This is a genomic window from Pseudomonas sp. AC247, assembly GCF_979258015.1.
Window position 1 is genome coordinate 968881 of record NZ_OZ409829.1, and the last position, 20060, is coordinate 988940.

General features: G+C 60.3%; 18 protein-coding genes and 1 pseudogene. 13 read left to right on the plus strand and 6 right to left on the minus strand.

The annotated features are described in order from the left end of the window. Positions 1-3: 3 nt before the first annotated feature. From ACZZ0B_RS04620 to ACZZ0B_RS04655, 8 genes are all read left to right on the plus strand, one after another. Entirely contained in the window at positions 4-351 is a 348-nt protein-coding gene (locus ACZZ0B_RS04620) for a DUF4389 domain-containing protein (RefSeq protein ID WP_463544469.1), read from the plus strand. Further along, a complete protein-coding gene (gene sixA / locus ACZZ0B_RS04625; RefSeq protein WP_007917466.1) occupies positions 348-800 on the plus strand; it encodes a phosphohistidine phosphatase SixA in 453 nt (150 codons plus the stop codon). The genes ACZZ0B_RS04620 and sixA overlap by 4 nt, the downstream gene beginning before the upstream one ends. 208 nt (positions 801-1008) lie before the next feature. Continuing rightward, positions 1009-2664 carry an AMP-binding protein gene (locus tag ACZZ0B_RS04630; RefSeq protein ID WP_463544470.1) on the plus strand — a complete coding sequence of 552 codons (1656 nt, stop codon included), beginning with the start codon at positions 1009-1011 and terminating at the stop codon, positions 2662-2664. Positions 2665-2695: 31 nt separating this feature from the next. Beyond that, on the plus strand, positions 2696-3139 hold the full coding sequence (locus ACZZ0B_RS04635; RefSeq protein WP_008087813.1) for a hotdog fold thioesterase: 444 nt from the start codon (positions 2696-2698) through the stop codon (positions 3137-3139). Positions 3140-3319: 180 nt separating this feature from the next. Continuing rightward, the gene (locus ACZZ0B_RS04640; protein WP_008087815.1) at positions 3320-4126 is read left to right on the plus strand and encodes an alpha/beta fold hydrolase; all 807 of its coding nucleotides are present in this window, start codon (positions 3320-3322) and stop codon (positions 4124-4126) included. Further along, entirely contained in the window at positions 4123-4977 is an 855-nt protein-coding gene (locus tag ACZZ0B_RS04645; RefSeq protein WP_463544471.1) for an alpha/beta hydrolase, read from the plus strand. Before ACZZ0B_RS04640 ends, ACZZ0B_RS04645 begins: the two co-directional genes overlap by 4 nt. 103 nt (positions 4978-5080) lie before the next feature. Then, positions 5081-5899, plus strand: a complete 819-nt coding sequence (locus ACZZ0B_RS04650; protein WP_463544472.1) for a DUF4892 domain-containing protein — start codon at positions 5081-5083, stop codon at positions 5897-5899. Positions 5900-5968: 69 nt separating this feature from the next. Continuing rightward, positions 5969-7021, plus strand: coding sequence for an AI-2E family transporter (locus tag ACZZ0B_RS04655; RefSeq protein ID WP_008087822.1), 1053 nt, complete (start codon positions 5969-5971; stop codon positions 7019-7021). A 688-nt stretch (positions 7022-7709) separates the two neighbouring features. Here the strand turns inward: ACZZ0B_RS04655 and xopAW are convergent. The 3 genes from xopAW to ACZZ0B_RS04670 form a co-directional block, all read right to left on the minus strand. Continuing rightward, positions 7710-8564 carry a XopAW family type III secretion system calcium-binding effector gene (gene xopAW / locus ACZZ0B_RS04660; RefSeq protein WP_463544473.1) on the minus strand — a complete coding sequence of 285 codons (855 nt, stop codon included), beginning with the start codon at positions 8562-8564 and terminating at the stop codon, positions 7710-7712. 230 nt (positions 8565-8794) lie between these two features. Continuing rightward, positions 8795-9844 (minus strand): ATP-binding protein, encoded by a 1050-nt coding sequence (locus ACZZ0B_RS04665; protein WP_463544474.1) that lies wholly within the window; start codon positions 9842-9844, stop codon positions 8795-8797. Further along, the gene (locus ACZZ0B_RS04670) at positions 9844-10593 is read right to left on the minus strand and encodes a response regulator (RefSeq protein ID WP_463544475.1); all 750 of its coding nucleotides are present in this window, start codon (positions 10591-10593) and stop codon (positions 9844-9846) included. The genes ACZZ0B_RS04665 and ACZZ0B_RS04670 overlap by 1 nt, the downstream gene beginning before the upstream one ends. 296 nt (positions 10594-10889) lie before the next feature. Between ACZZ0B_RS04670 and pyrF the strand changes: the two genes are divergently transcribed. Next, positions 10890-11588: an orotidine-5'-phosphate decarboxylase gene (gene pyrF / locus ACZZ0B_RS04675; RefSeq protein ID WP_283439123.1), complete on the plus strand. Its 699-nt coding sequence runs from the start codon at positions 10890-10892 to the stop codon at positions 11586-11588. Positions 11589-11737: 149 nt separating this feature from the next. Here pyrF and ACZZ0B_RS04680 read toward each other — a convergent pair whose 3' ends face one another. Beyond that, on the minus strand, positions 11738-12742 hold the full coding sequence (locus ACZZ0B_RS04680; RefSeq protein ID WP_463544476.1) for an NADP-dependent oxidoreductase: 1005 nt from the start codon (positions 12740-12742) through the stop codon (positions 11738-11740). Between the two features lie 238 nt (positions 12743-12980). Here ACZZ0B_RS04680 and ACZZ0B_RS04685 point away from each other — a divergent pair, with 238 nt between their 5' ends. The 4 genes and pseudogenes from ACZZ0B_RS04685 to ACZZ0B_RS04700 all read left to right on the plus strand — a co-directional run bounded on the left by ACZZ0B_RS04685 (position 12981) and on the right by ACZZ0B_RS04700 (position 17378). Further along, positions 12981-13742: an SDR family oxidoreductase gene (locus ACZZ0B_RS04685; protein ID WP_285420994.1), complete on the plus strand. Its 762-nt coding sequence runs from the start codon at positions 12981-12983 to the stop codon at positions 13740-13742. A gap of 186 nt (positions 13743-13928) precedes the next feature. Next, a complete protein-coding gene (locus ACZZ0B_RS04690) occupies positions 13929-15302 on the plus strand; it encodes an aminotransferase-like domain-containing protein (RefSeq protein ID WP_440097202.1) in 1374 nt (457 codons plus the stop codon). Between the two features lie 990 nt (positions 15303-16292). Next, positions 16293-16517, plus strand: a pseudogene (locus ACZZ0B_RS04695) (HAMP domain-containing protein); the annotation flags it as partial. Next, entirely contained in the window at positions 16515-17378 is an 864-nt protein-coding gene (locus ACZZ0B_RS04700) for a methyl-accepting chemotaxis protein (RefSeq protein WP_463546912.1), read from the plus strand. The pseudogene ACZZ0B_RS04695 and the gene ACZZ0B_RS04700, both read left to right, overlap by 3 nt. Before the next feature lie 239 nt (positions 17379-17617). On the opposite strand, the gene ACZZ0B_RS04705 is transcribed toward ACZZ0B_RS04700, so the two are convergent. Continuing rightward, complete coding sequence (locus tag ACZZ0B_RS04705; protein ID WP_463544343.1) at positions 17618-18949, minus strand: IS4 family transposase; 1332 nt, start codon at positions 18947-18949, stop codon at positions 17618-17620. A gap of 117 nt (positions 18950-19066) precedes the next feature. Further along, complete coding sequence (locus ACZZ0B_RS04710) at positions 19067-19825, minus strand: hypothetical protein (RefSeq protein ID WP_045123332.1); 759 nt, start codon at positions 19823-19825, stop codon at positions 19067-19069. Positions 19826-20060 lie beyond the last annotated feature (235 nt).

Below are 20060 nucleotides of genomic sequence, written 5' to 3' on the forward strand. Positions count from 1 at the left end.
GCCATGAACGATCCGAAAACCGAAGCCAAGTACGAATCCATCCTCCTGCGGGTGCTGTGGATGATCGTCTACGTGCTGGTCTGGCAAGTGGCGCAGTTCATCCTCGGCGCGGTGGTGCTGGTGCAACTGATCTATCGTTTGATCTATGGCGCGCCGAGCGCCAGCCTGATGAATTTCGGCGACAGCCTGAGCCAGTTCCTGGCGCAGATCGGCCGTTTCGGCAGTTTCCACAGCGACCAGAAACCGTGGCCGTTCTCCGACTGGCCAACGCCGCGTACCCCGGAAGGTGAAGCGCCGCACGCCGTCGCCCCTGCACCGCATCCGGTCCGAGATGAGGAACCCAAGCTATGAAACTCTGGGTATTGCGTCACGGTGAGGCCGTGCCTTATGGCTCGTGCCCCGACTCCGAACGGGAGCTGACCGAGCACGGTCGCAAAGAAGCCTTGAGCAGCGCCGCACGCTTGATCGGCCAGCCGCTGACGGCGATTTACGCCAGCCCTTATCTGCGTGCGCAGCAGACCGCGCAGATTGTTCGCGAGGCGCTGGGTTTCGAACCGGAGATTCGCACGGTCGAATGGCTGACCCCGGAGGTCGATCCGGACAAGGTCACCGATCAACTGGTCTCGGTGAGCAATGTGCTGCTGGTCAGCCATAACCCGTTGGTGGGCAATCTGCTCAGTTATCTGCAGCATGGCGCCGGGTATCCGCCGGAGAAAGTCAGCACCGCGGGGCTGGCCGAGCTGGAAAGTCCTGAACTGTTGATTGGCTCGATGACCCTTAACAGCCTCAAACACCCCTGAAGTTGTGAACACCGCCCCCTGTAGGAGTGAGCCTGCTCGCGATGAGGCCGTGTCAGTCGACATAAATACCGCCTGATAATCCGCAATCGCGAGCAGGCTCACTCCTACAGGTGCCGCGTACACCTGAAATTATTTGTGTGAATTTTCCAACCAAGCACTTGCTTGGTTGACTACGCTTGCTCCAGACCTAAAAACAGGAGCGAGTCGCATGTCTGCCGCCTTCCGTTTGCCGTTGGACGTGTTTTATGAACGTGAAGCCCGGCATCCGCGCCAGCGCTTCCTCGTGCAGCCCACGGGCGGCGGACAGGTCGAAACACTGAGTTGGGCCGACGTCGGTCACCAGGCCCGCTGTGCTGCGCACTGGCTGCGCGCCCGCGAGTTGCCGCAAGGCAGCCACATCGCCCTGATCTCGAAAAACTGCGCGCACTGGATCATCGCCGATCTGGCCATCTGGATGGCCGGGCACGTCTCCGTTCCGTTGTATCCCAACCTTACCGCTGACTCCGTCGCGCAAGTGCTCAATCACTCGGAAAGCGTTCTTGCGTTCATTGGCAAATTGGATGACTGGCCGAGCATGTCGCAAGGCGTGCCGGCGGATCTGCCGACCATCAGCCTGCCGCTGCACCCGCCCGGCGCGTTCGATTTCAACTGGACAGACTTGCAGCGCAGTTCGCCGATTCAGGACGATCCGCGTCCACCCGCCGAGCAATTGGCAACCATCATCTACACCTCTGGCACCACCGGCCTGCCCAAGGGCGTGATGCACAGTTTCGGTAATTTCGGGTTTGCCGCGAGCCGTGGCACGCGATTGTTCGGCCTTAATGAAAATGACCGGCTGCTTTCGTATTTGCCGCTGTGCCACGTCGCCGAGCGCATGTTTGTCGAGCTGGCCTCGATCTACACCGGGCAGACCGTGTTCTTTGCCGAAAGCCTCGACACGTTTATCACTGACCTGCAGCGTGCACGGCCGACCGCGCTGTTTGGCGTGCCGCGCATCTGGACCAAATTCCAGATGGGCGTGTACAGCAAGATCCCGGCGAAACGCCTGGATTGGCTCCTCGGACTGCCGTTCATTGGCCAGCGCGTCGGGCACAAAGTGCTTGCGGGGCTGGGGCTCGATGCCTTGCGCGTGGCGTTGTCCGGCGCGGCGGCGGTGCCGCAGACGCTGCTCGACTGGTACCAGAAACTCGGCCTTGATGTGCTGGAGGTCTATGGCTTGACCGAAAGTTGCGGTTATTCGCACATTTGCCTGCCGGGGCAATACCGCCAAGGCTGGATCGGCAGGCCGTGTCCGGATGTCGAGGTGCGAATCGACGCCTCCGGCGAGGTGCAGATACGCAGTCAGGCGATCATGCTCGGCTACTTCAAGGAGCAGCAGAAAACCGCTGAGACGATTACCGAGGATGGCTTTCTGCGCACTGGCGACAAGGGTGAGCAGGATGGCGAAGGGCGTTTGCGCCTGACCGGGCGACTCAAGGAAATCTTCAAGACCAGCAAGGGCAAATACGTCGCGCCAGCGCCGATCGAAAATCGCCTGGCCGTGCATTCACGCATCGAACAGGTGTGTGTCGTCGGCGAGGGGCTGAGTGCGCCATTGGGTTTGTGCGTGCTCTCGACGGTCAATCATCAGGAGGCCCGGGCGAGCCTGCATTCGAGCCTGGAGAAACTGCTGGAAGAGGTCAACGCCGTGCTCGACAAGCATGAGCAACTGAGGCGTCTGGTGGTGGTCAAGGACAGCTGGGCGGTGGAAAACGGCTTTCTGACCCCGACCCTGAAGCTCAAGCGCAATGTCATCGAAGCCACTTACGGTGCCCGCTTCGAAGAATGGAGCGAGCGCAGTGAGGCGGTGCTGTGGCAGGATTGAGCGACGACTAAAACAACAAAGGAAGTCTGCGATGAGCTTGTGGCGTACCACTCCCGACATCGAGCAGTTGAACGCAATCCAGAAAAACACCATCGGCGAAGTGCTGGACATCCGCTTCGAAGCGTTCGACGAAGAGTCGCTGACGGCGAGCATGGTCATCGACCATCGCACGCATCAGCCTTACGGTTTGCTGCACGGCGGCGCCTCGGTGGTGCTGGCGGAAACTGTCGGCTCGATGGCCAGCTATCTGTGCATCGATGCCAGCAAATTCTATTGCGTGGGGCTTGAGATCAACGCCAACCATTTGCGCGGCTTGCGCAGTGGCCGGGTGACGGCGGTGGCCAAGCCTATTCATATCGGGCGCACCACGCATGTCTGGGATATTCGGTTGACCAGCGATGAGGGTAAAGCCAGTTGTGTGTCGCGGCTGACCATGGCGGTGGTGCCGTTGGGTGAGCAGCCGCCGGCGCGGTGATGGGTTTTCATGATCAAAGGATCGCAGCCTTCGGCAGCTCCTGCAGGGGTACCTATGTCAGGCTGCGATCTTTTGCTTCTGAAGCATCTCCACCACCCTTTCTGGCAGTTATGGTCATTGCTGTGGCGCAAGCTCTTGCGGACAATCAACGCCACGTTTCCCGCTCATGGATTTGCCCGTATGTCGCAACCGATCTTTTTCGCCCACGCCAACGGGTTTCCCTCGGGCACCTATGGCAAGTTGTTCGCGGCGCTGGCGCCCGAGTACCGGGTCGCGCATCTGGAACAGCATGCCCATGACCCGCGCTTCCCCGCTGATGACAACTGGTACAACCTGGTCGATGAGCTGATCCATCACTTGCAACAGCAGGATCAGCCGGTGTGGGGCGTCGGTCATTCCTTTGGTGGCGTCCTGCACCTGCACGCAGCACTGCGTTGCCCTGAACTGTATCGCGGCGTGGTGATGCTTGATTCGCCGGTGCTGACCCGTACCGATCAGTGGGTGATACGCGCGGCCAAGCGTTTCGGTTTTATCGACAGGCTGACACCGGCCGGCCGCACGTTGGGCCGACGTGAAGAGTTTGCCGATCTCGACAGCGCGCGCAGCTACTTTGCCGGCAAAACCCTGTTTCGCGGTTTCGACCCGGAGTGCTTCGACGCCTATTTGCAACACGGTCTGCATCCGGTCGGCGACAAGCTGCGCCTGCGTTTTGATCCAGCAACCGAAATCAGCATCTATCGCGGTGTGCCGCACACCAGCCCGGGCCGCACTCGCCAATTGCAGGTGCCGCTGGCGGTGGTGCGCGGACACAAGAGCAGCGTGGTGATGCGCCATCACACCCGTTTCGTCTCGCGCATGCCGCAAGGCGAAGCGCTGAGCATGCCCGGCGGCCATATGTTCCCGCTCGAGCGCCCGCAGGACACGGCGCGGTTGCTGAAAACCCTGTTCAGCCGCTGGGAAAACCGTCAGGACAAGGATTGCGCATGAGCCCGACCTTTGAAGAAGTGCGCCTGAGCCTGCCACACATCGAACTGGCGGCGCATTTGTTCGGGCCCGAGGACGGTGTGCCGGTCATTGCCCTGCACGGCTGGCTCGACAACGCCAACAGCTTCGCCCGGTTGGCGCCGAAGCTGAAGGGCTTGCGCATTATTGCGCTGGACATGGCCGGGCACGGGCATTCCGGGCATCGGCCGCAGGGGGCTGGCTATGCGTTGTGGGATTACGCCCATGACGTGTTGCAAGTCGCCGAGCAACTGGGCTGGCAGCGTTTCGGCCTGCTCGGGCATTCGATGGGCGCCATTGTGTCCATGGTGCTGGCGGGCTCATTGCCGGAGCGCATCACGCATCTGGCGTTGATCGACGGCGTGATTCCTCCTACGGACAAAGGCGAAAATGCTGCCGAACGCATGGGCATGGCCCTGCAAGCGCAACTGGATCTGCGCGAGAAGCGCAAACCGGTTTACAACACCCTCGACCGTGCGATCGAAGCGCGCATGAAAGGTCTGGTAGCGGTCAGTCGCGAAGCGGCGCAGTTGTTGGCTCAGCGTGGACTGATGCCGGTGCCTGGCGGTTACACGTGGCGCACCGACAATCGCCTGACCTTGCCGTCGCCACTGCGCCTGACCGAGGAGCAGGCAATGGCGTTCGTTGCGCGCATCGGCTGCCCCGCGCAATTGGTGGTCGCCGCCGACGGCATGCTGGCCAGGCACCCGGAGTTGCTGGAGCGTCTACCCTTTAGCCGGGAACAGTTGCCAGGCGGGCACCATTTGCACCTGAACGACGAGGCCGGGGCGGATCTTGTCGCAGACTGTTTCAATCGCTTCTTCGCCATTCCTTGACTTGCCGCAGGCAACTGTCGAGGCTGGGCGGGTTGAAATGGGAGACAACCACGATGGATTTCTATACCGCTGCGACCCCGAATAACACAGTCATGCCGATCCGATGAGCCTGACTACGCGGTCACTCAGTCTGTTGGCGCTGTGCTGTTTCAGTTCCGTTTCTTTCGCCGCCGATGTGCCTGGCAGTCAGGATCTGCAGATCGTGCCGCGCCTGGCCGATGCGCAAATTGTCGACTATCGGCCGAGCGTCGAGCTCGAGCGCATCTACCCGCTGGGCTCGATCCGCAAGATCAGCGGCCAATTACGTTTCGACGGCCAGGTCACTGCCCGTGGCCAGACCACGTCGGTGACCTATGAATTGCCGCCCGAACACTCCGCCACCGAAGCCTTCACCGCCGCCCGCGAGGCCCTGCAAAAACAGGACGCCGAGTTGCTGTTCTGGTGTCAGGCCCGCGATTGCGGCGAGAGCAGCCTGTGGGCCAATGAGGTGTTCGGCAACTCCAAGCTGTACGGCGCCGATGAACAACAGGCGTATCTGTTGTTGAGACTGGCCGCTCCGCGCGACAACACGCTGGTGGCGCTCTACAGCATCACTCGCGGCAATCGCAAAGCCTATCTGCATGTCGAGCAGTTCGAGGCTGCGGCACCGTTGGGCGAGCTGTTGCCCACCTCGGCGACCTTGCTGCGCCAGCTCAAGAGCACCGGCGAGCTGGATTTCCCGAAACTGGTGAATGATCCGGATGACACCTGGCTGCGGCTGATCTCCCGTGGCTTGAACCTCGATACCACCCAGCGGGTCACGGTGTCCGGGCCGAAAGCCGAAGCGTGGCGCCAGGCCCTGATCAATCAGGGCGTGCGCGCGGCACGCATGGAGACAGGCAGCATCGATGGCGTGGGCCTGCGCATCGATCTGTTGCGTTAAGCTGTGCCGGGCGAGCACGCGTGGCGTGTTCGCCTACTCTTGGCCTGACTGACTTTTTCGAGATCTCACATGCTCAATAACGATCGACTGCTGGTGCAGATCCTGCTGCTGGTGTTGTTTGGCGCCAGCTTCTGGGTGATGGCGCCGTTCTGGTCGGCGCTGTTCTGGGGCGCGGTGCTGGCGTTCGCCAGTTGGCCACTGATGCGCTTGCTGACCCGATTGCTCAAGGGGCGCGAGGCGTTGGCCGCGGCGATTTTGACCCTCGGCTGGATGTTGCTGGTGGCGGCGCCGCTGGTCTGGCTGGGGTTCAACCTGGCCGATCATGTGCGCGATGCCACGGCGTTTATCAAGGATGTTCAGGTTGATGGCCTGCCGGAGGCGCCGGTCTGGCTGGGCACTGTGCCGTTTGTGGGCGAACGGCTGGTCGGCCTCTGGAACAGCATCGATCAGCAGGGCGCGGCATTGATGGTGTCGATCAAGCCGTATCTGGGGCAGGTCGGCAACTGGTTGCTGGCGCGCAGTGCGCAGATTGGGGGCGGGATTCTCGAGCTGACGCTGAGCATTGTCTTTGTGTTCTTTTTCTACCGTGACGGGCCGCGACTGGCGGCGTTTGTGCACAGTCTGCTGGAGCGGTTGATCGGTGATCGTGCCGGTTATTACATCGAGCTGGTGGCCGGTACGGTGCAGCGGGTGGTCAACGGGGTGATTGGTACGGCGGCGGCGCAGGCGATTCTGGCGTTGATCGGCTTTCTGATTGCCGGGGTGCCGGGGGCGCTGGTGTTGGGGATTGTGACGTTCCTGCTCAGTCTGATTCCGATGGGGCCGCCGTTGGTGTGGGTGCCGGCCACGGCTTGGCTGGCCTGGAAGGGTGAGTATGGGATGGCGGTGTTTCTCGGGATCTGGGGGACGTTCATCATCAGTGGCGTGGATAACGTGCTCAAGCCGTATCTGATCAGCCGTGGCGGGAATTTGCCGTTGGTGATTGTCTTGCTCGGGGTGTTTGGCGGGTTGATTGCGTTTGGGTTTATCGGTTTGTTTATCGGGCCTACGTTGTTGGCGGTGGCTTACAGTTTGTTGACGGATTGGAGCAAGAGTCAGTCGCGGGTTGAGGAGCGGCGTTGATTTTTTGGGGTGGATCCGTTGCTGCGGTAACGGCTGCTTAGGGTTCCGCCCTTACGGCGGGTCACTTTTGGCAAACGCCCCAAAAGTAACCAAAAGGTCTGTGCCCTGACGTTCGGCCCGCTCGCTGGGGCTCGGGGTTCCTTCGCTCCGGGATCGATCCGGGGGCATCGCCTCCGGTTTGCTGCGCTGCACCTCCTCTCGATGTGTTCGACTTCGTCGAACGGTCGCTGCGCTCCCACCCCCGGATCAATCCCTCCACTCAGCCTGCCGACGGGCCTTCAGATCAAGAGCTGCACTCGAGCTAACGCTCATTGTGTTGAGTGGTTAGAAGCACGCGGTCGGCTTTTGATTTCTGTAGGAGTGAGCCTGCTCGCGATGACGGCCTGACCGCCGTCCGATTTACCTCTGAACGTACCCGATTCAAATTGTGGGAGCTGGCTTGCCAGCGATGACGGCTTGCCAGTCAACCCATTTCCCTCTGAATGCACCCGAATCAAATTGTGGGAGCTGGCTTGCCAGCGATGATGGCCTGCCAGTCAACCCATTTCCCTCTGAATGCACACTATTCAAACTGTAGGAGTGAGCCTGCTCGCGATGGGGCATTGCAGCCCGCCAATATCCTCTGCAAGGCACATAAATGATCGTTTCCAGACCCAGCCTGGAAACGATCACCGTTCACCCGGTCAGCTCACGTCGCGACGTTCAAATACTTGCCCACCGACGCCGTTTGCTCCAGCGAATACTGTTTGCTCAGGTTGGCAATCATGCGATTCAGCGCTTCGGTGGTGCTTTGGGTCGAGGCTGTCTGTTGGTCATCTGGACGTTCGCGTCCCGCTTGCAATGCCGCTTTCAACTCGTCGCTGCTCACACCACCGCTGCTGTCGCTGTCCAGGACTTTGAGCAGTGCGGCGCTGGTGTCGGTGCTGCTCGATGAGGTGCTGTCGCTGGCTTGCAGTGCGCTGCTCAGTTCGGTCGCGCTCACGCTGCCGTCGCCATCGGCGTCGAGTTGACCGAACAATTCGTCGCTGTTGATTGACGGTGGCGGTGGTGGCGGTGGGGTCAGGCTGGCGGTGAGTTCGTCCTGGCTGACGACGCCGTCTTCGTTCTTGTCCAGAGCCGAGAAGATTTTGCTGCTGTCGGCGGTGCTGCCGGCGCTGGTCAGGCCGCTGCTGAGTTCGTCGCTGCTGATGGCGCCGTCGCCATCGAGGTCGAGGGCGCTGATCAGGGCGTCGGCGAGGTCGGTGTTCGGCGGTTGATTGCCGGACGGTGGCGGTGGTGGCGCCATGGCGGTCATTTCTTCGGCGCTGAGGCCGCCGCTGCCGTCACTGTCCAGATCACCGAATTGCTTGCTCAGGCTGACCAGCAGGCCGTCGTCGGACTTTTGCGACAGGGCGCTGTTCAGTTCGTCCTGATCCACCGCGCCGTCGCCGTTGCTGTCGAGTTTGGCGAACAGTTCTTTTTGCAGTTGCTGGCTGCGTGCATTTTGCGTGGTCGTGCTGCTGGTGCTGGTATAGCTCGTGTAGTTGCTGACGCTACCGATCATCGGACTCACTCCCTGGAATGGAAAACCGGTGGGTGTACCGGCTTATGCAGCCTCAGGGATTAAGTTGTCAGGGGTATGTGAGGTTTGTACCGAGGGGTACACAGACTGAAAGCACACCACGAACCCTGTAGGAGTGAGCCTGCTCGCGATAGCGGTGTGTCATTCAAAGCAACTCTCACAGATAAATCGCTATCGCGAGCAGGCTCACTCCTACAGGGGGAGTGGTGTTTTCAGGGGCGCGGCAGGCGAATGATCGCGGTGAGGCCGCCGCCGGGGGTTTCTTCCAGATTGAGTTGTCCACCCAAACGCTGCGCGGCCTCGCGGGCGATGGTCATGCCCAGACCGACACCGCCAGAATTGCGATTTCGCGAACCTTCCAGGCGATAAAACGGTTCAAACACCGCTTCACGCTTGTCCTCGGCAATTCCCGGGCCGTGATCGATCACGCGGATCAGCAACTGTTCACGTTGATCGTGCAGTTCGATGCGTGACTGGCCGGCATAGCGCAGGGCATTGTCCAACAGGTTGTTGAGGCACGAGCGCAGCGCCATCGGTTGCACCGGCAAGGGTGCGCAATGGCCGTTGACCTCAACGTCAGCGCCCTGATCCTGAGCGTTTTCGCACAACGATTCGACCAGCGCCTGCACATCCATCAACTGCAAGGCTTCACTGGTGCGCTGTTCGTGCAGGTAGGTGAGGGTGGCGTCAAGCATGCCGATCATGTCGTTGAGGTCTTGGCGCATCTGGCTTTGCAGCTTGTCGTCACTGATGTTTTCCAGGCGCAGTTTCAGGCGCGACAACGGTGTGCGCAGGTCGTGGGAGACGGCACCGAGCATGCGCGCGCGTTGTTGAACCTGCTCGAGAATGCGTTGTTGCATCAGGTTGAAGGTGTGCGCCGCCTGCCGCGCCTCACGGGGGCCGGACTCGTCCAGCGGTGGGCTGTCGAGGTCTTCGCTGAGGCGTTCAGCGGCGTCACTCAAACGCTGGATCGGCCGACTGAGCAGTTTCGCGCCGTACCAGGCAGCGATCATCAAAGTAATGAATTGAAAGGTCAGTGGTACTACCGGCCCGCCAAACCAGGGGCGCGGCGGACGGATTTCGAAGCGTGGACTTTGCGCGGGCCGCTGGCCGTCAAACGCTTGGGAGAATTCAGGCGGCGGCGGAGGGGGCGGCGGTCCGTAATGGTGGAACCAGGCAAAAGCCAACAGGTGCGCCAGGACAATCGCCACGAACAGCACGCCAAACAGGCGACCGAACAGCGTGTCGAAGCGCGCCCGCATCAGCCGATATCCCTGGCGTCGAACAGATAACCCTCACCGCGCACGGTTTTGATCAACTGTGGAGCTTTTGGATCGTCACCGAGTTTCTGCCGCAAGCGCGACACCAGCAGGTCGATGCTGCGGTCGAACGCTTCAATCGAGCGACCACGGGCGGCATCAAGCAATTGTTCGCGGCTGAGCACCCGGCGCGGGCGTTCGATGAAAACCCACAGCAAACGGAATTCGGCGTTGGACAGCGGCACCACGAGGCCGTCGTCGGCGATCAACTGACGCAAGACACTGTTCAGGCGCCAATTGTCGAAGCGAATATTGGCGCGTTGCTCGGTACGGTCATCGCGTACCCGGCGCAGAATGGTTTGAATGCGCGCGACCAATTCGCGCGGTTCGAATGGCTTGGCCATGTAGTCATCGGCGCCCAGTTCCAGGCCGATGATGCGGTCGGTCGGCTCGCAACGTGCGGTGAGCATCAGGATCGGGATGTCCGATTCGGCGCGCAACCAGCGGCACAGCGACAAACCGTCTTCACCCGGCAGCATCAAGTCGAGCACGACGACGTCGAAATGTTCGGCCTGCATCGCCATGCGCATCGCTGCACCGTCAGTGACGCCGCTGGCGTGAATGTTGAAACGGGCGAGGTAGTCGATCATCAGCTCGCGGATCGGCACATCGTCGTCGACGATCAATGCGCGAATGCTCCAGCGCTTGTCGTCTTTAGGCTCATCAGTCGCGGTCGTTTGGGTGTTGTGCATGAGGCTGTTCGTCTGCCAGGTAGGCCGCCAACCACAAAGATGGGCTGCGAGGTTGTGGTTTCAGCATAGGCGTCCGGCCGTGAGGCGGGAAGTGCTGATGTAAGGGCGTGTTGCGGCTGGCGAGGCTAGCGCGGGCGCTTGTTGCTGGCGTGTCGGTTGTGTATCGGAGTCGACACAATAGCAGCGAGCGCTATGCTGATCACGGTCGGCGCGACGATTTACCGATCATCGGGTGCCGCGCCGCCGCCGGTTCCGCTACAATGCGCGCCGATTTCGACCTGCCTGAGAGCCCATTCATGTCCGCCTGCCAGACTCCTATCATCGTCGCCCTGGATTTCCCCACCCGTGACGCCGCACTGAAGCTGGCCGACCAGTTGGACCCGAAACTGTGCCGGGTCAAAGTGGGCAAGGAACTGTTCACCAGTTGCGCCGCGGAAATCGTCGGCACCCTGCGTGACAAGGGTTTTGAAGTATTCCTCGATCTGAAATTCCACGACATTCCCAACACCACCGCGATGGCCGTGAAAGCCGCCGCCGAGATGGGCGTGTGGATGGTCAACGTGCATTGCTCCGGCGGTATGCGCATGATGGCCGCCTGCCGTGAAGAGCTGGACAAGCGCAGCGGCCCGCAGCCATTGCTGATCGGCGTGACTGTGCTGACCTCGATGGAACGTGAAGACCTGGCCGGTATCGGCCTGGACATCGAGCCGCAAGAGCAAGTGTTGCGTCTGGCCGCGTTGGCCGAGAAGGCTGGCATGGACGGTCTGGTGTGCTCGGCGCTGGAAGCGACGGCGCTGAAAACCGCGCACCCGTCGCTGCAACTGGTGACCCCGGGGATTCGCCCGGCGGGCAGCGCGCAGGACGATCAGCGCCGCATTCTGACCCCGCGTCAGGCGCTGGATGCCGGTTCCGATTATCTGGTGATTGGTCGTCCGATCAGCCAGGCGGCTGACCCGGCCAAGGCGCTGGCAGCAGTTGTAGCCGAAATCGCCTGATCCCGTAGGAGCTGCGGCACGCTGCGATCTTTTGATCTTGCCTGTCTTGTGGTCGAAAACGTTAAAAGATCGCAGCCTTCGGCAGCTCCTACAGGTTATGTAAACCCCTGTAGGCGCTGCGGCACGCTGCGATCTTTTGATCTTCGACGTTAAACCTTCAACACCAACTTGCCAAAGTTCTCACCGCTGAACAACTTCATCAGCGTCTCCGGGAACGTCTCCAGGCCTTCGACGATGTCTTCCTTGCTCTTGAGCTGCCCCTTGGCCATCCAGCCGGCCATTTCCTGCGCCGCGCTGGCGTATTGCGCCGCGTAATCCATCACCACAAAACCTTCCATGCGCGCACGGTTGACCAGCAGCGACAAGTAATTGGCCGGGCCTTTGACCGCCTCTTTATTGTTGTACTGACTGATCCCACCGCAGATCACAACGCGTGCTTTCAGATTCAAACGGCTGAGTACTGCGTCGAGAATGTCACCGCCAACGTTATCGAAATACACGTCCACGCCTTTCGGGCATTCGCGCTTGAGGCCGGCGATCACGTCTTCGTTTTTGTAATCAATGGCGCCGTCGAAACCCAGTTCATCAACCAGGAACTTGCACTTGTCGGCGCCGCCGGCAATGCCGACCACACGGCAACCTTTGATCTTGGCGATCTGCCCGGCAATGCTGCCCACCGCACCCGCCGCCCCGGACAGCACCACGGTGTCGCCAGCCTTCGGTGCGCCGACATCCAGCAGGGCGAAATACGCGGTCATGCCGGTCATGCCCAGTGCGGACAGATACACCGGCAGCGGCGCCAGTTTCGGATCGACTTTGTAGAAACCTCTGGGCTCGCCGAGGAAATAATCCTGCACGCCAATGGCACCGTTGACGTAGTCCCCGACAGCAAACCCTGGATTGTTCGAGGCGATGACTTTGCCTACGCCCAGTGCGCGCATCACCTCACCGAGACCGACCGGCGGGATGTAGGACTTGCCCTCGTTCATCCAGCCACGCATGGCCGGGTCGAGGGACAGGTATTCGTTCTTGACCAGAATCTGTCCCGCCGCCGGCTCGCCGACCGGTACTTCCTGATAGGTAAAAGTCTCGCGGGTGGCCGCACCCACCGGGCGTTTGGCGAGCAGGAACTGGCGATTGGTCTGGGAAGTCATGACAGGCACTCGAGTTGAATGAAGCTTTGTTGATAGACCTTCGACGGCAACGTCGCAAGGTTGGCTGATGCGGCGAATGCTAGTCGATCCAGTGCAGTGATAGTCACCCGCACAGGTTTATCACTGCGACGCATGAGCACTTAAACAGCCACTGGATAGTGCTGACGTCTGATAACCCGCTGTCGCTATGCTGCAACGACAAGCATCCCCCTGCATCTTTGCGTTCGAGGACATAACAATGAGCATGACGTTTTCCGGTCAGGTTGCCGTAGTCACAGGCGCGGCCAACGGCATCGGCCGTGCGACCGCCCAGGCATTCGCCGCCGAAGGCTTGAAAGTGGTGGTGGCCGATCTGGATACCGCGGGGGGCGAGGGCACCGTGGCGCTGATTCGTACAGCCGGCGGCGAAGCGACCTTCGTGCGTTGCAACGTGACCGTCGAAAGCGAAGTGAAAAATCTGATGGACGAGGTGATCAATACCTACGGCCGTCTCGACTACGCCTTCAACAATGCCGGCATCGAAATCGAGAAAGGCAAACTGGCGGAAGGCTCGATGGACGAGTTCGACGCGATCATGGGCGTCAACGTCAAAGGCGTCTGGCTGTGCATGAAGTATCAGTTGCCATTGCTGCTGGCGCAGGGCGGCGGGGCGATCGTCAACACCGCCTCGGTGGCCGGACTTGGCGCAGCGCCGAAAATGAGCATCTATGCAGCGTCGAAACACGCGGTGATCGGCCTGACCAAATCGGCAGCCATTGAATACGCGAAGAAGAAAATCCGCGTCAATGCGGTGTGCCCGGCGGTGATCGACACCGACATGTTTCGTCGTGCCTATGAGGCTGATCCGAAGAAGGGCGAGTTCGCCAATGCCATGCACCCGGTCGGCCGTATCGGCAAAGTCGAGGAGATCGCCAGCGCCGTGCTGTACCTGTGCAGCGACGGCGCCGCCTTCACCACAGGGCACTCGCTGGCCGTGGACGGTGGCGTCACCGCGTTCTGAAACAGTGCCTGAAAACCAACCCGCCCTGGTGCGGGTTTTTTTATGCCGGCGTCCTGCTCTGTGTATCCGCTAAACAATGTGTATCAAGGCGTTAGAACGGTCGCTTTTGACGGCGTTGTCGCACAGCCTGTGCGGCGCGGCTGTGATTTACTGCCGCCAGCAAAACGGACAGGAGTTTACGAGCTCATGGAATTGAGAATTGACCGCCAGGCATTGGTGCCGGTAGTGCAGCAGATTGTTGACGGACTCACTGACTGGATCATGCGAAGTGGCGTGCCACCCGCCACGCGTCTGCCCTCGGTTCGACAAATTGCCCGGGGCAATCTGCTCAGTCAGTCCTGTGTGACCGAGGCCTGCGAACGGCTGGTTGCCCAAGGCATTCTGGCCTCCCGTCAGGGCGCGGGATTTATGGTGGCGGCGTCACCCAAAACACTGAGCAGAACGGCCGGCGAGGTCGGCTGCGCAGGGATGTGTGCAACAGTGGGGGGCTTGAAGCTGGGGAGCGGGGGTTTGCCTCAGGGCTGGCGAGAGTCTGACGACCTGAGCTACGCGATCAGGCAGGTCGCTCGCACCGACATGGCCAGTCTGTTCGGCTACAGCTCGGCATTGGGCCTTTTCACTCTGCGAGAGCAGATCGTCAAACGCCTTAAAACCCTCAGCATCGAAGCCCATGAAAGCCAGCTACTGACCACGGCGGGGGCCAGCCACGCGCTTGATCTGATCGTGCGGACGCTGTTGCGGGCCGGGGATTGCGTGGTGGTTGAAACCCCGGGTTATGCGCCATTGTTCAACCTGCTGCGCTTGCATGGCGTGCACATGCTTGAGGTGCGCCGCACCCCGCTGGGGCCCGATGTCGTCGCACTCGAGGCGCTGCTGCGGGAGTTTCAGCCGGTCGCGATGTTCATCAACAGTCATCATCACAACCCGACCGGCACCAGCCTGACGGCGACTGTGGCGCAGCAGATCCTGCAGCTGTGCAGGCTGCACGGCGTGCGCGTGATTGAAGATGATGTCTACGCCGATCTGCACAGTGGTAACGGCACGCGACTGGCGGCGCTGGATGAACAGGTTATTTATGTGGGCAGTTTTTCGAAAACCCTGAGCAGTTCGCTGCGGGTCGGTTTCATTCTGGCTGACGCCGAGCTGATCGCCCGGCTGGCGCAGGTCAAGATGATCAGTTGCCTGGGCGCTTGCGGGTTCAGCGAGGCGGTGCTGGCCAGCCTTTTGGGTAGCGGCGCTTATCGCAAACTGGTGCAGCGCCAGTGCCAGCGTTTGAATACCGATCGCGCAGCGGCGTTGCAAGCGCTCGAAGACGCTGACTGGGAGGTTTTCGGCAAGCCGACCGGCGGGTTGTTCATCTGGGCGCGTTCTTCCATGACCGATCATGTGCGTCTGCGCCGACACGCGCAGCGTAATGATGTGGTGTTGTCTGCGCCGAACGCCTTCAGCCCCAGCGGTGAGGCCAGCGAGTGGCACCGGATCAACGTCGCCTACGCCTGCGACCCTCGGGCTCGGCAGTTTTTTCGCAGTACCTGTGCGGATCGACCTCGAGTGTTCTGAAAACGACGCGAGCGTAGCTTTTTGCCATTATTCCGACGCCAGAGACTTGTGCTGGTTCGTGGCCGTTGCGAATCTTCGTGCACAGACTATGGCAGGGGACTACGCGCAATGATTTCGGCCGTGCAAGGACGTTTTGCCAACCTCGGTATGGCGAAAAAACTGGGTGTCGGGTTTGTCCTGGTGCTGTTGTTGACCGCGCTGGTCGCGGCCATCGGGGTCTGGTCCCTGCAGACCATCAGTCAGCGCTTCGAGGGGCTCAAGCAGATGTCTGCGCTGAACAGTGGCCTGCTCAAGGTGCGCCTGCTGGAGCAGGAATACGCTTTGCGCGGTGACCCGAAAACCGCCGATGCCTTGCGTCAAGGCGTCGATGGGCTGATTGCCCAGGCCAACGAACTCAAGGCGCTGTCGCCCGCCAATGTGCCGGTGATGAGTGATGTCGAGCAGTCGCTGGGCGCCTATCGCAAGGCGTTCGATGAGTTCGTATCGCTGACACAAGCCAAGGATCTGGCGCTGGAGATGGCCAGTTGGTCGGTGTCCAGCGTGGCCAACAATCTCGATGTGTTGCAGGCCGGGCTGGCCGATGATGGTGCTTATACGTTGAAAGACACCGAGGGCAAGGACGGTGCGCAGTTTATCGAGCAAGCCAGCCAGGTCAGCCAGGTTTCGCGCTTGATGCTGCAAGCGATGAACGAGGCGCGAATTCGTCTGGACCAAAGCCGCAAGGGCGATGCCGACAGTGCGGGCAAGGGCAACATCGAACAGGCGGCACAGGCTCAGGCGCAGGCCGAGGAGCTGAAGGCAACGGTCAAGGACGAGGGCTATCTGACGGTGCTCAATGAGGTGTCCGGGCACATCGCCGGGTTCAACGACAAACTGGCCGAATACACCGGGCTGCTGGCGCAGGAAAAAACCGTCTACGAACAATTGCACCAGCGCGCCGCGCAAGTGGTGGAGCGGGTCAATCAGGCCTATGTCGCTGAAGACGGTGCGATGCAGGCGGAGCTGAAGAAAAATTCGTTGCTGATTCTTGGGTCGTCGGCGCTGGCATTGTTGGTGGGCCTGATCGCCGCATGGGTTATTACCCGCTTGATCGTGGCGCCGTTGCGCAGCGTGATTCAGGTGGCGCAGCAGATTGCTGCCGGCGATTTGAGCGCCACGGTGCAAGTGACGCGACGGGACGAAATTGGCCAGTTGATGCAGGCCATGCAACAGATGGGCGCGGGGTTGAGCACGATTGTCAGCGGCTTGCAGGCGGGCATCGAGCAACTGGCCAGTTCGGCGCAATCGCTGTCGGCGGTGACTGAGCAGACCAATCTTGAGGTCAGCAGCCAAAAAGAGGAAACCGAGCAGGTCGCCACGGCCATGAATCAGATGACCGCAACCGTTCACGATGTGGCGCGCAACGCCGAAGAAGCGGCGTTAGCCGCACAAACGGCGGATGGCAAGGTCGAGAGTGGTCAGCAGGTGGTGCGTCAGAGCATGGCGCGGATCGAGCAGTTGGCGGACTCGGCGTCATCGGCCAGCTCCAGCATCGAGAGCCTGAGCGCGGAAATTCAGAATATCGGAACGGTGCTCGAGGTGATCAAGAGCGTGGCCGAGCAGACCAATCTTCTGGCGCTCAACGCGGCAATCGAAGCGGCGCGGGCCGGGGAGCAGGGCCGGGGCTTCGCAGTGGTGGCGGATGAGGTGCGTGCGTTGGCGCGGCGCACGCAACAATCGACCGAGGAGATCGAGCGCTTGGTCAGTGCGTTGCGGGCAGCGGCGCATTCGTCGGTGCAGCAGATTCAGGGCAGTGGTGAGCTGGTGAAGCTGGCAGTCAGTGATGCGTTGCAGACGGAGAGTGCGCTGGGGAGTATTGCGGCAGCGGTTTCGTTGATTCAGCAAATGAATCAGCAGATTGCGGCGGCGGCCGAGGAGCAGAGTTCGGTGGCTGAGGAGATTAATCGCAGCGTCACGAGTATTCGGGCGAGTGCGGATCAGTCGTCGCTGGCGATGCGCGGGAATGCGGCGTCGAGTGTTGAGCTGGCGCAGTTGGGCAATGAGTTGCGCTCGATGGTCGGCCACTTTCGGCTCTGACCCTCGGCAGCCCCTCCACGATTGAATGTGCACAAGTTTCATGCAGGAGCTGCCGAAGGCTGCGATCTTTTGATCTTCTTTTGCAGAAGCAAAGCTTGCTCGCGATAGCGCTCTAACCATTTCTAAAACAGTACCCAATCCCTGTGGGAGCTGGTTTGCCAGCAATAGCGGCCTGACATTCCCCCCCAATCTCCCTCGACCACCCACAAAAAAAGCCACCCCTCGGTGGCTAATGCCAGTCAGTTAAGCTGACTGGCATTTTTATTTTTGATCGGATATTTCGGGGATTTAAGCCTGATGGCCCGAGGGTAAACGCGCTCCTCCCGTCGATGCGGCAGAACGTAGTGCGGCGCTGAAGCATGAAGCTCGGCCAAATACTTGGGGATGTTCCCGGAACGATCGGCCGAGACGCTGTTGATAAACCCAAGAATCGCCCAGGTACACGCAGTAAAGCTCATTTCGCACGGGTAAATGCCAGGACAGTGGCGACTCATTTCCACCATCTGATAGCGCAACAAGTTGTAGCCCAACAACACACCCCACAACTCTTGCTCGATCATCTCGGGTGTCTTGCTGCGCAGCGTATAGCTGCTGTTGAGCAGCGTCTGCTTCATTTCCCGAAAGCCTAATTCGATTTCCCAGCGCTGGCTGTATAGATCAACAATCTCGTCGGAAGGAAAACGCAGTGGGTCAGTCATCGAGGTCAGAATCTGACACACCTTGCCCTTGACGGTTTTGCTCAGCAGTCGCGCGGTCAGCCGCTCCGGCAACCCAGGCCATTGCTTGCGGGCCTGTGGCGAAGTGCTCAGCAAAATAATCGCATCCTGGCGCCCCAAACGCTGGATCACCTCGTACTGCGAGCCTTTTTTCAGCGGCATCAGCCAGTGGCGTTCGACACCTGCCTGCTGCCACTGATGCAGTAAACCTAACGAGTAAAAACCACGATCAAACAGCGTCAGCGAGTGATCGGGGGTGGTTTCGATCAGTTGCTCGGCCAGTTTCATTTCGTTGCTGCGGTAGCCGTCAAACGCACTTCCAATCAGCAAATGGCTGGTCAACTCCATTTGGCAGACCATGCGCACCTGAGGAAAACCGGTGTCGCCATGCTGGTTGCTGGCGGAGTCATAGCGCGCCCGATTTTCCGGCGTATCGGGCGTGCGCCAGACAACGCCATCGACACCCAACAAACGCAGACCGGCCCAAGTCGGGTGACCGGCTGCCTCATGCCAACTTTTCTGGGTCAAATCGAAGACTTGTCGTACAGCTTCGCTGCCCAATCTCTGACGAGCCTGGACTACGGCGCTGGGCGCTACCAACGGGCGCTGACCCGGCAACATGATATTCATGCGACTAACCACATCCCAGGCCGACATGCGCCGGAAGAACGCCATGGAGATCACGCACCAGAGCATCATTTCCAGAGGCAAACGACGCTTGCGCAGCGTCGCCACACCAGCTTGTTCAAGCGCCTGTTCGACCAAAGAAGGATCGAGCAAAGCATCCAATCCCTCAATGGCGTTGGGGGTAGAGGCGATGTTGTGGGTCAGTTCCAGTGCCCGAGCGAGACGCATAAAAAAATCCGATGCCAGTACAGGCATCGGATTTTGATTTCTTGCGGCCAAAGGTCAAGCGAGAAGGCTTAACTGATCGGCATTACCCCTCGGTGGCTTCTCTTTCATCCCCTGCGATCAGTCGTAGATGACTTTCTTCTTCCAGTCTGCGTCCGCCTCGACGTCTTTGAGGCCGGCTGTCAGTTGGTTCTCTTCGCCTTCGACCGGGGCAATTTTGTCCATGACCTGGGCGTTGGCGCGGGCCAGCAGTTTTTCCAGGTATTGCAGTTGTTCGGCGTATATCTGCGGATCCTGCTGTTTGCGCAGGTATTGCACGCCGCGTTCGAAGGCGAGGCGGGCCTGGCCGGGCTGGTTTTGTTGCAGGGACTGTTGGCCGAGATTGTTGAAGAACTCGATGTGCAGCAGCACCAGGATGTGGCGGACTTCACGAATCCACTGCTTGGCTTCGTTTGGCGGCAGGAAGCCGTCGTGGGCAGCGCGGGTGATCTGGCCGTGCAAGGCTTCGAGGAGGAAGCGCACGTCCTTGGCTTTGGCTTCGGTCAGGATCGGCGCCGGCGGGTTGTTGACCGGGATTGATTCGCCCTGAGCGACCAGTGCGCTCAGTTCAGTGATACGAGCTTTGGTGGTGGCGCTGGTTTTTTCCAGGTTCAACAGGCGCTGGCAGACGTTGAGTTCCAGACGGGTCAACAGCAGTTTGAGGCCGGGGGTCATGAACTGGCCGGGGAAGGTCTCGGTCAGTTCGCCGCAGCGGCGCAGGCGGTCGTTGAGTTCGACTTTGGTGCGGGCCTTCTCCAGTTTGTTGTTTTCCACCACATGGTTCATGTAGCCAATGGCGATCAGAATTGCGATCCCGGCTATGACTAGCAGGGTGATCATGAGTGGTGTCACCGGTAAGACCTCTTTATAGGGTTCGCATGCGAGTGTAGTGGCTGGGCATTTAGGCGCCTAGCGCCGCTCGACGAGTTGGATCGGCAGGTTCAATCTGTATCGGCCGCGAGCTGCTTATATGAATGCTGGCGCTTGATGTGCAGATTGCCATCACTGTGCGCTGACTATAACGTCTTGGCGGGTGGCGGAATATAGGCGTCAAACGTCGGGCGACGGAAAAGCC

What these genes read in the sequence shown, in the direction of transcription:
- ACZZ0B_RS04690 (WP_440097202.1), top strand. Translation starts at nt 13,929, where the DNA reads ATGGAATTGAGAATTGACCGCCAGGCATTGGTGCCGGTAGTGCAGCAG.
- ACZZ0B_RS04645 (WP_463544471.1), top strand. Translation starts at nt 4,123, where the DNA reads ATGAGCCCGACCTTTGAAGAAGTGCGCCTGAGCCTGCCACACATCGAA.
- ACZZ0B_RS04620 (WP_463544469.1), top strand. Translation starts at nt 4, where the DNA reads ATGAACGATCCGAAAACCGAAGCCAAGTACGAATCCATCCTCCTGCGG.
- ACZZ0B_RS04710 (WP_045123332.1), bottom strand. Translation starts at nt 19,825, where the DNA reads ATGATCACCCTGCTAGTCATAGCCGGGATCGCAATTCTGATCGCCATT.
- ACZZ0B_RS04655 (WP_008087822.1), top strand. Translation starts at nt 5,969, where the DNA reads ATGCTCAATAACGATCGACTGCTGGTGCAGATCCTGCTGCTGGTGTTG.
- ACZZ0B_RS04700 (WP_463546912.1), top strand. Translation starts at nt 16,515, where the DNA reads ATGGGCGCGGGGTTGAGCACGATTGTCAGCGGCTTGCAGGCGGGCATC.
- ACZZ0B_RS04630 (WP_463544470.1), top strand. Translation starts at nt 1,009, where the DNA reads ATGTCTGCCGCCTTCCGTTTGCCGTTGGACGTGTTTTATGAACGTGAA.
- ACZZ0B_RS04640 (WP_008087815.1), top strand. Translation starts at nt 3,320, where the DNA reads ATGTCGCAACCGATCTTTTTCGCCCACGCCAACGGGTTTCCCTCGGGC.
- ACZZ0B_RS04650 (WP_463544472.1), top strand. Translation starts at nt 5,081, where the DNA reads ATGAGCCTGACTACGCGGTCACTCAGTCTGTTGGCGCTGTGCTGTTTC.
- ACZZ0B_RS04680 (WP_463544476.1), bottom strand. Translation starts at nt 12,742, where the DNA reads ATGACTTCCCAGACCAATCGCCAGTTCCTGCTCGCCAAACGCCCGGTG.
- xopAW (WP_463544473.1), bottom strand. Translation starts at nt 8,564, where the DNA reads ATGATCGGTAGCGTCAGCAACTACACGAGCTATACCAGCACCAGCAGC.
- pyrF (WP_283439123.1), top strand. Translation starts at nt 10,890, where the DNA reads ATGTCCGCCTGCCAGACTCCTATCATCGTCGCCCTGGATTTCCCCACC.
- ACZZ0B_RS04670 (WP_463544475.1), bottom strand. Translation starts at nt 10,593, where the DNA reads ATGCACAACACCCAAACGACCGCGACTGATGAGCCTAAAGACGACAAG.
- ACZZ0B_RS04635 (WP_008087813.1), top strand. Translation starts at nt 2,696, where the DNA reads ATGAGCTTGTGGCGTACCACTCCCGACATCGAGCAGTTGAACGCAATC.
- ACZZ0B_RS04665 (WP_463544474.1), bottom strand. Translation starts at nt 9,844, where the DNA reads ATGCGGGCGCGCTTCGACACGCTGTTCGGTCGCCTGTTTGGCGTGCTG.
- ACZZ0B_RS04685 (WP_285420994.1), top strand. Translation starts at nt 12,981, where the DNA reads ATGAGCATGACGTTTTCCGGTCAGGTTGCCGTAGTCACAGGCGCGGCC.
- ACZZ0B_RS04705 (WP_463544343.1), bottom strand. Translation starts at nt 18,949, where the DNA reads ATGCGTCTCGCTCGGGCACTGGAACTGACCCACAACATCGCCTCTACC.
- sixA (WP_007917466.1), top strand. Translation starts at nt 348, where the DNA reads ATGAAACTCTGGGTATTGCGTCACGGTGAGGCCGTGCCTTATGGCTCG.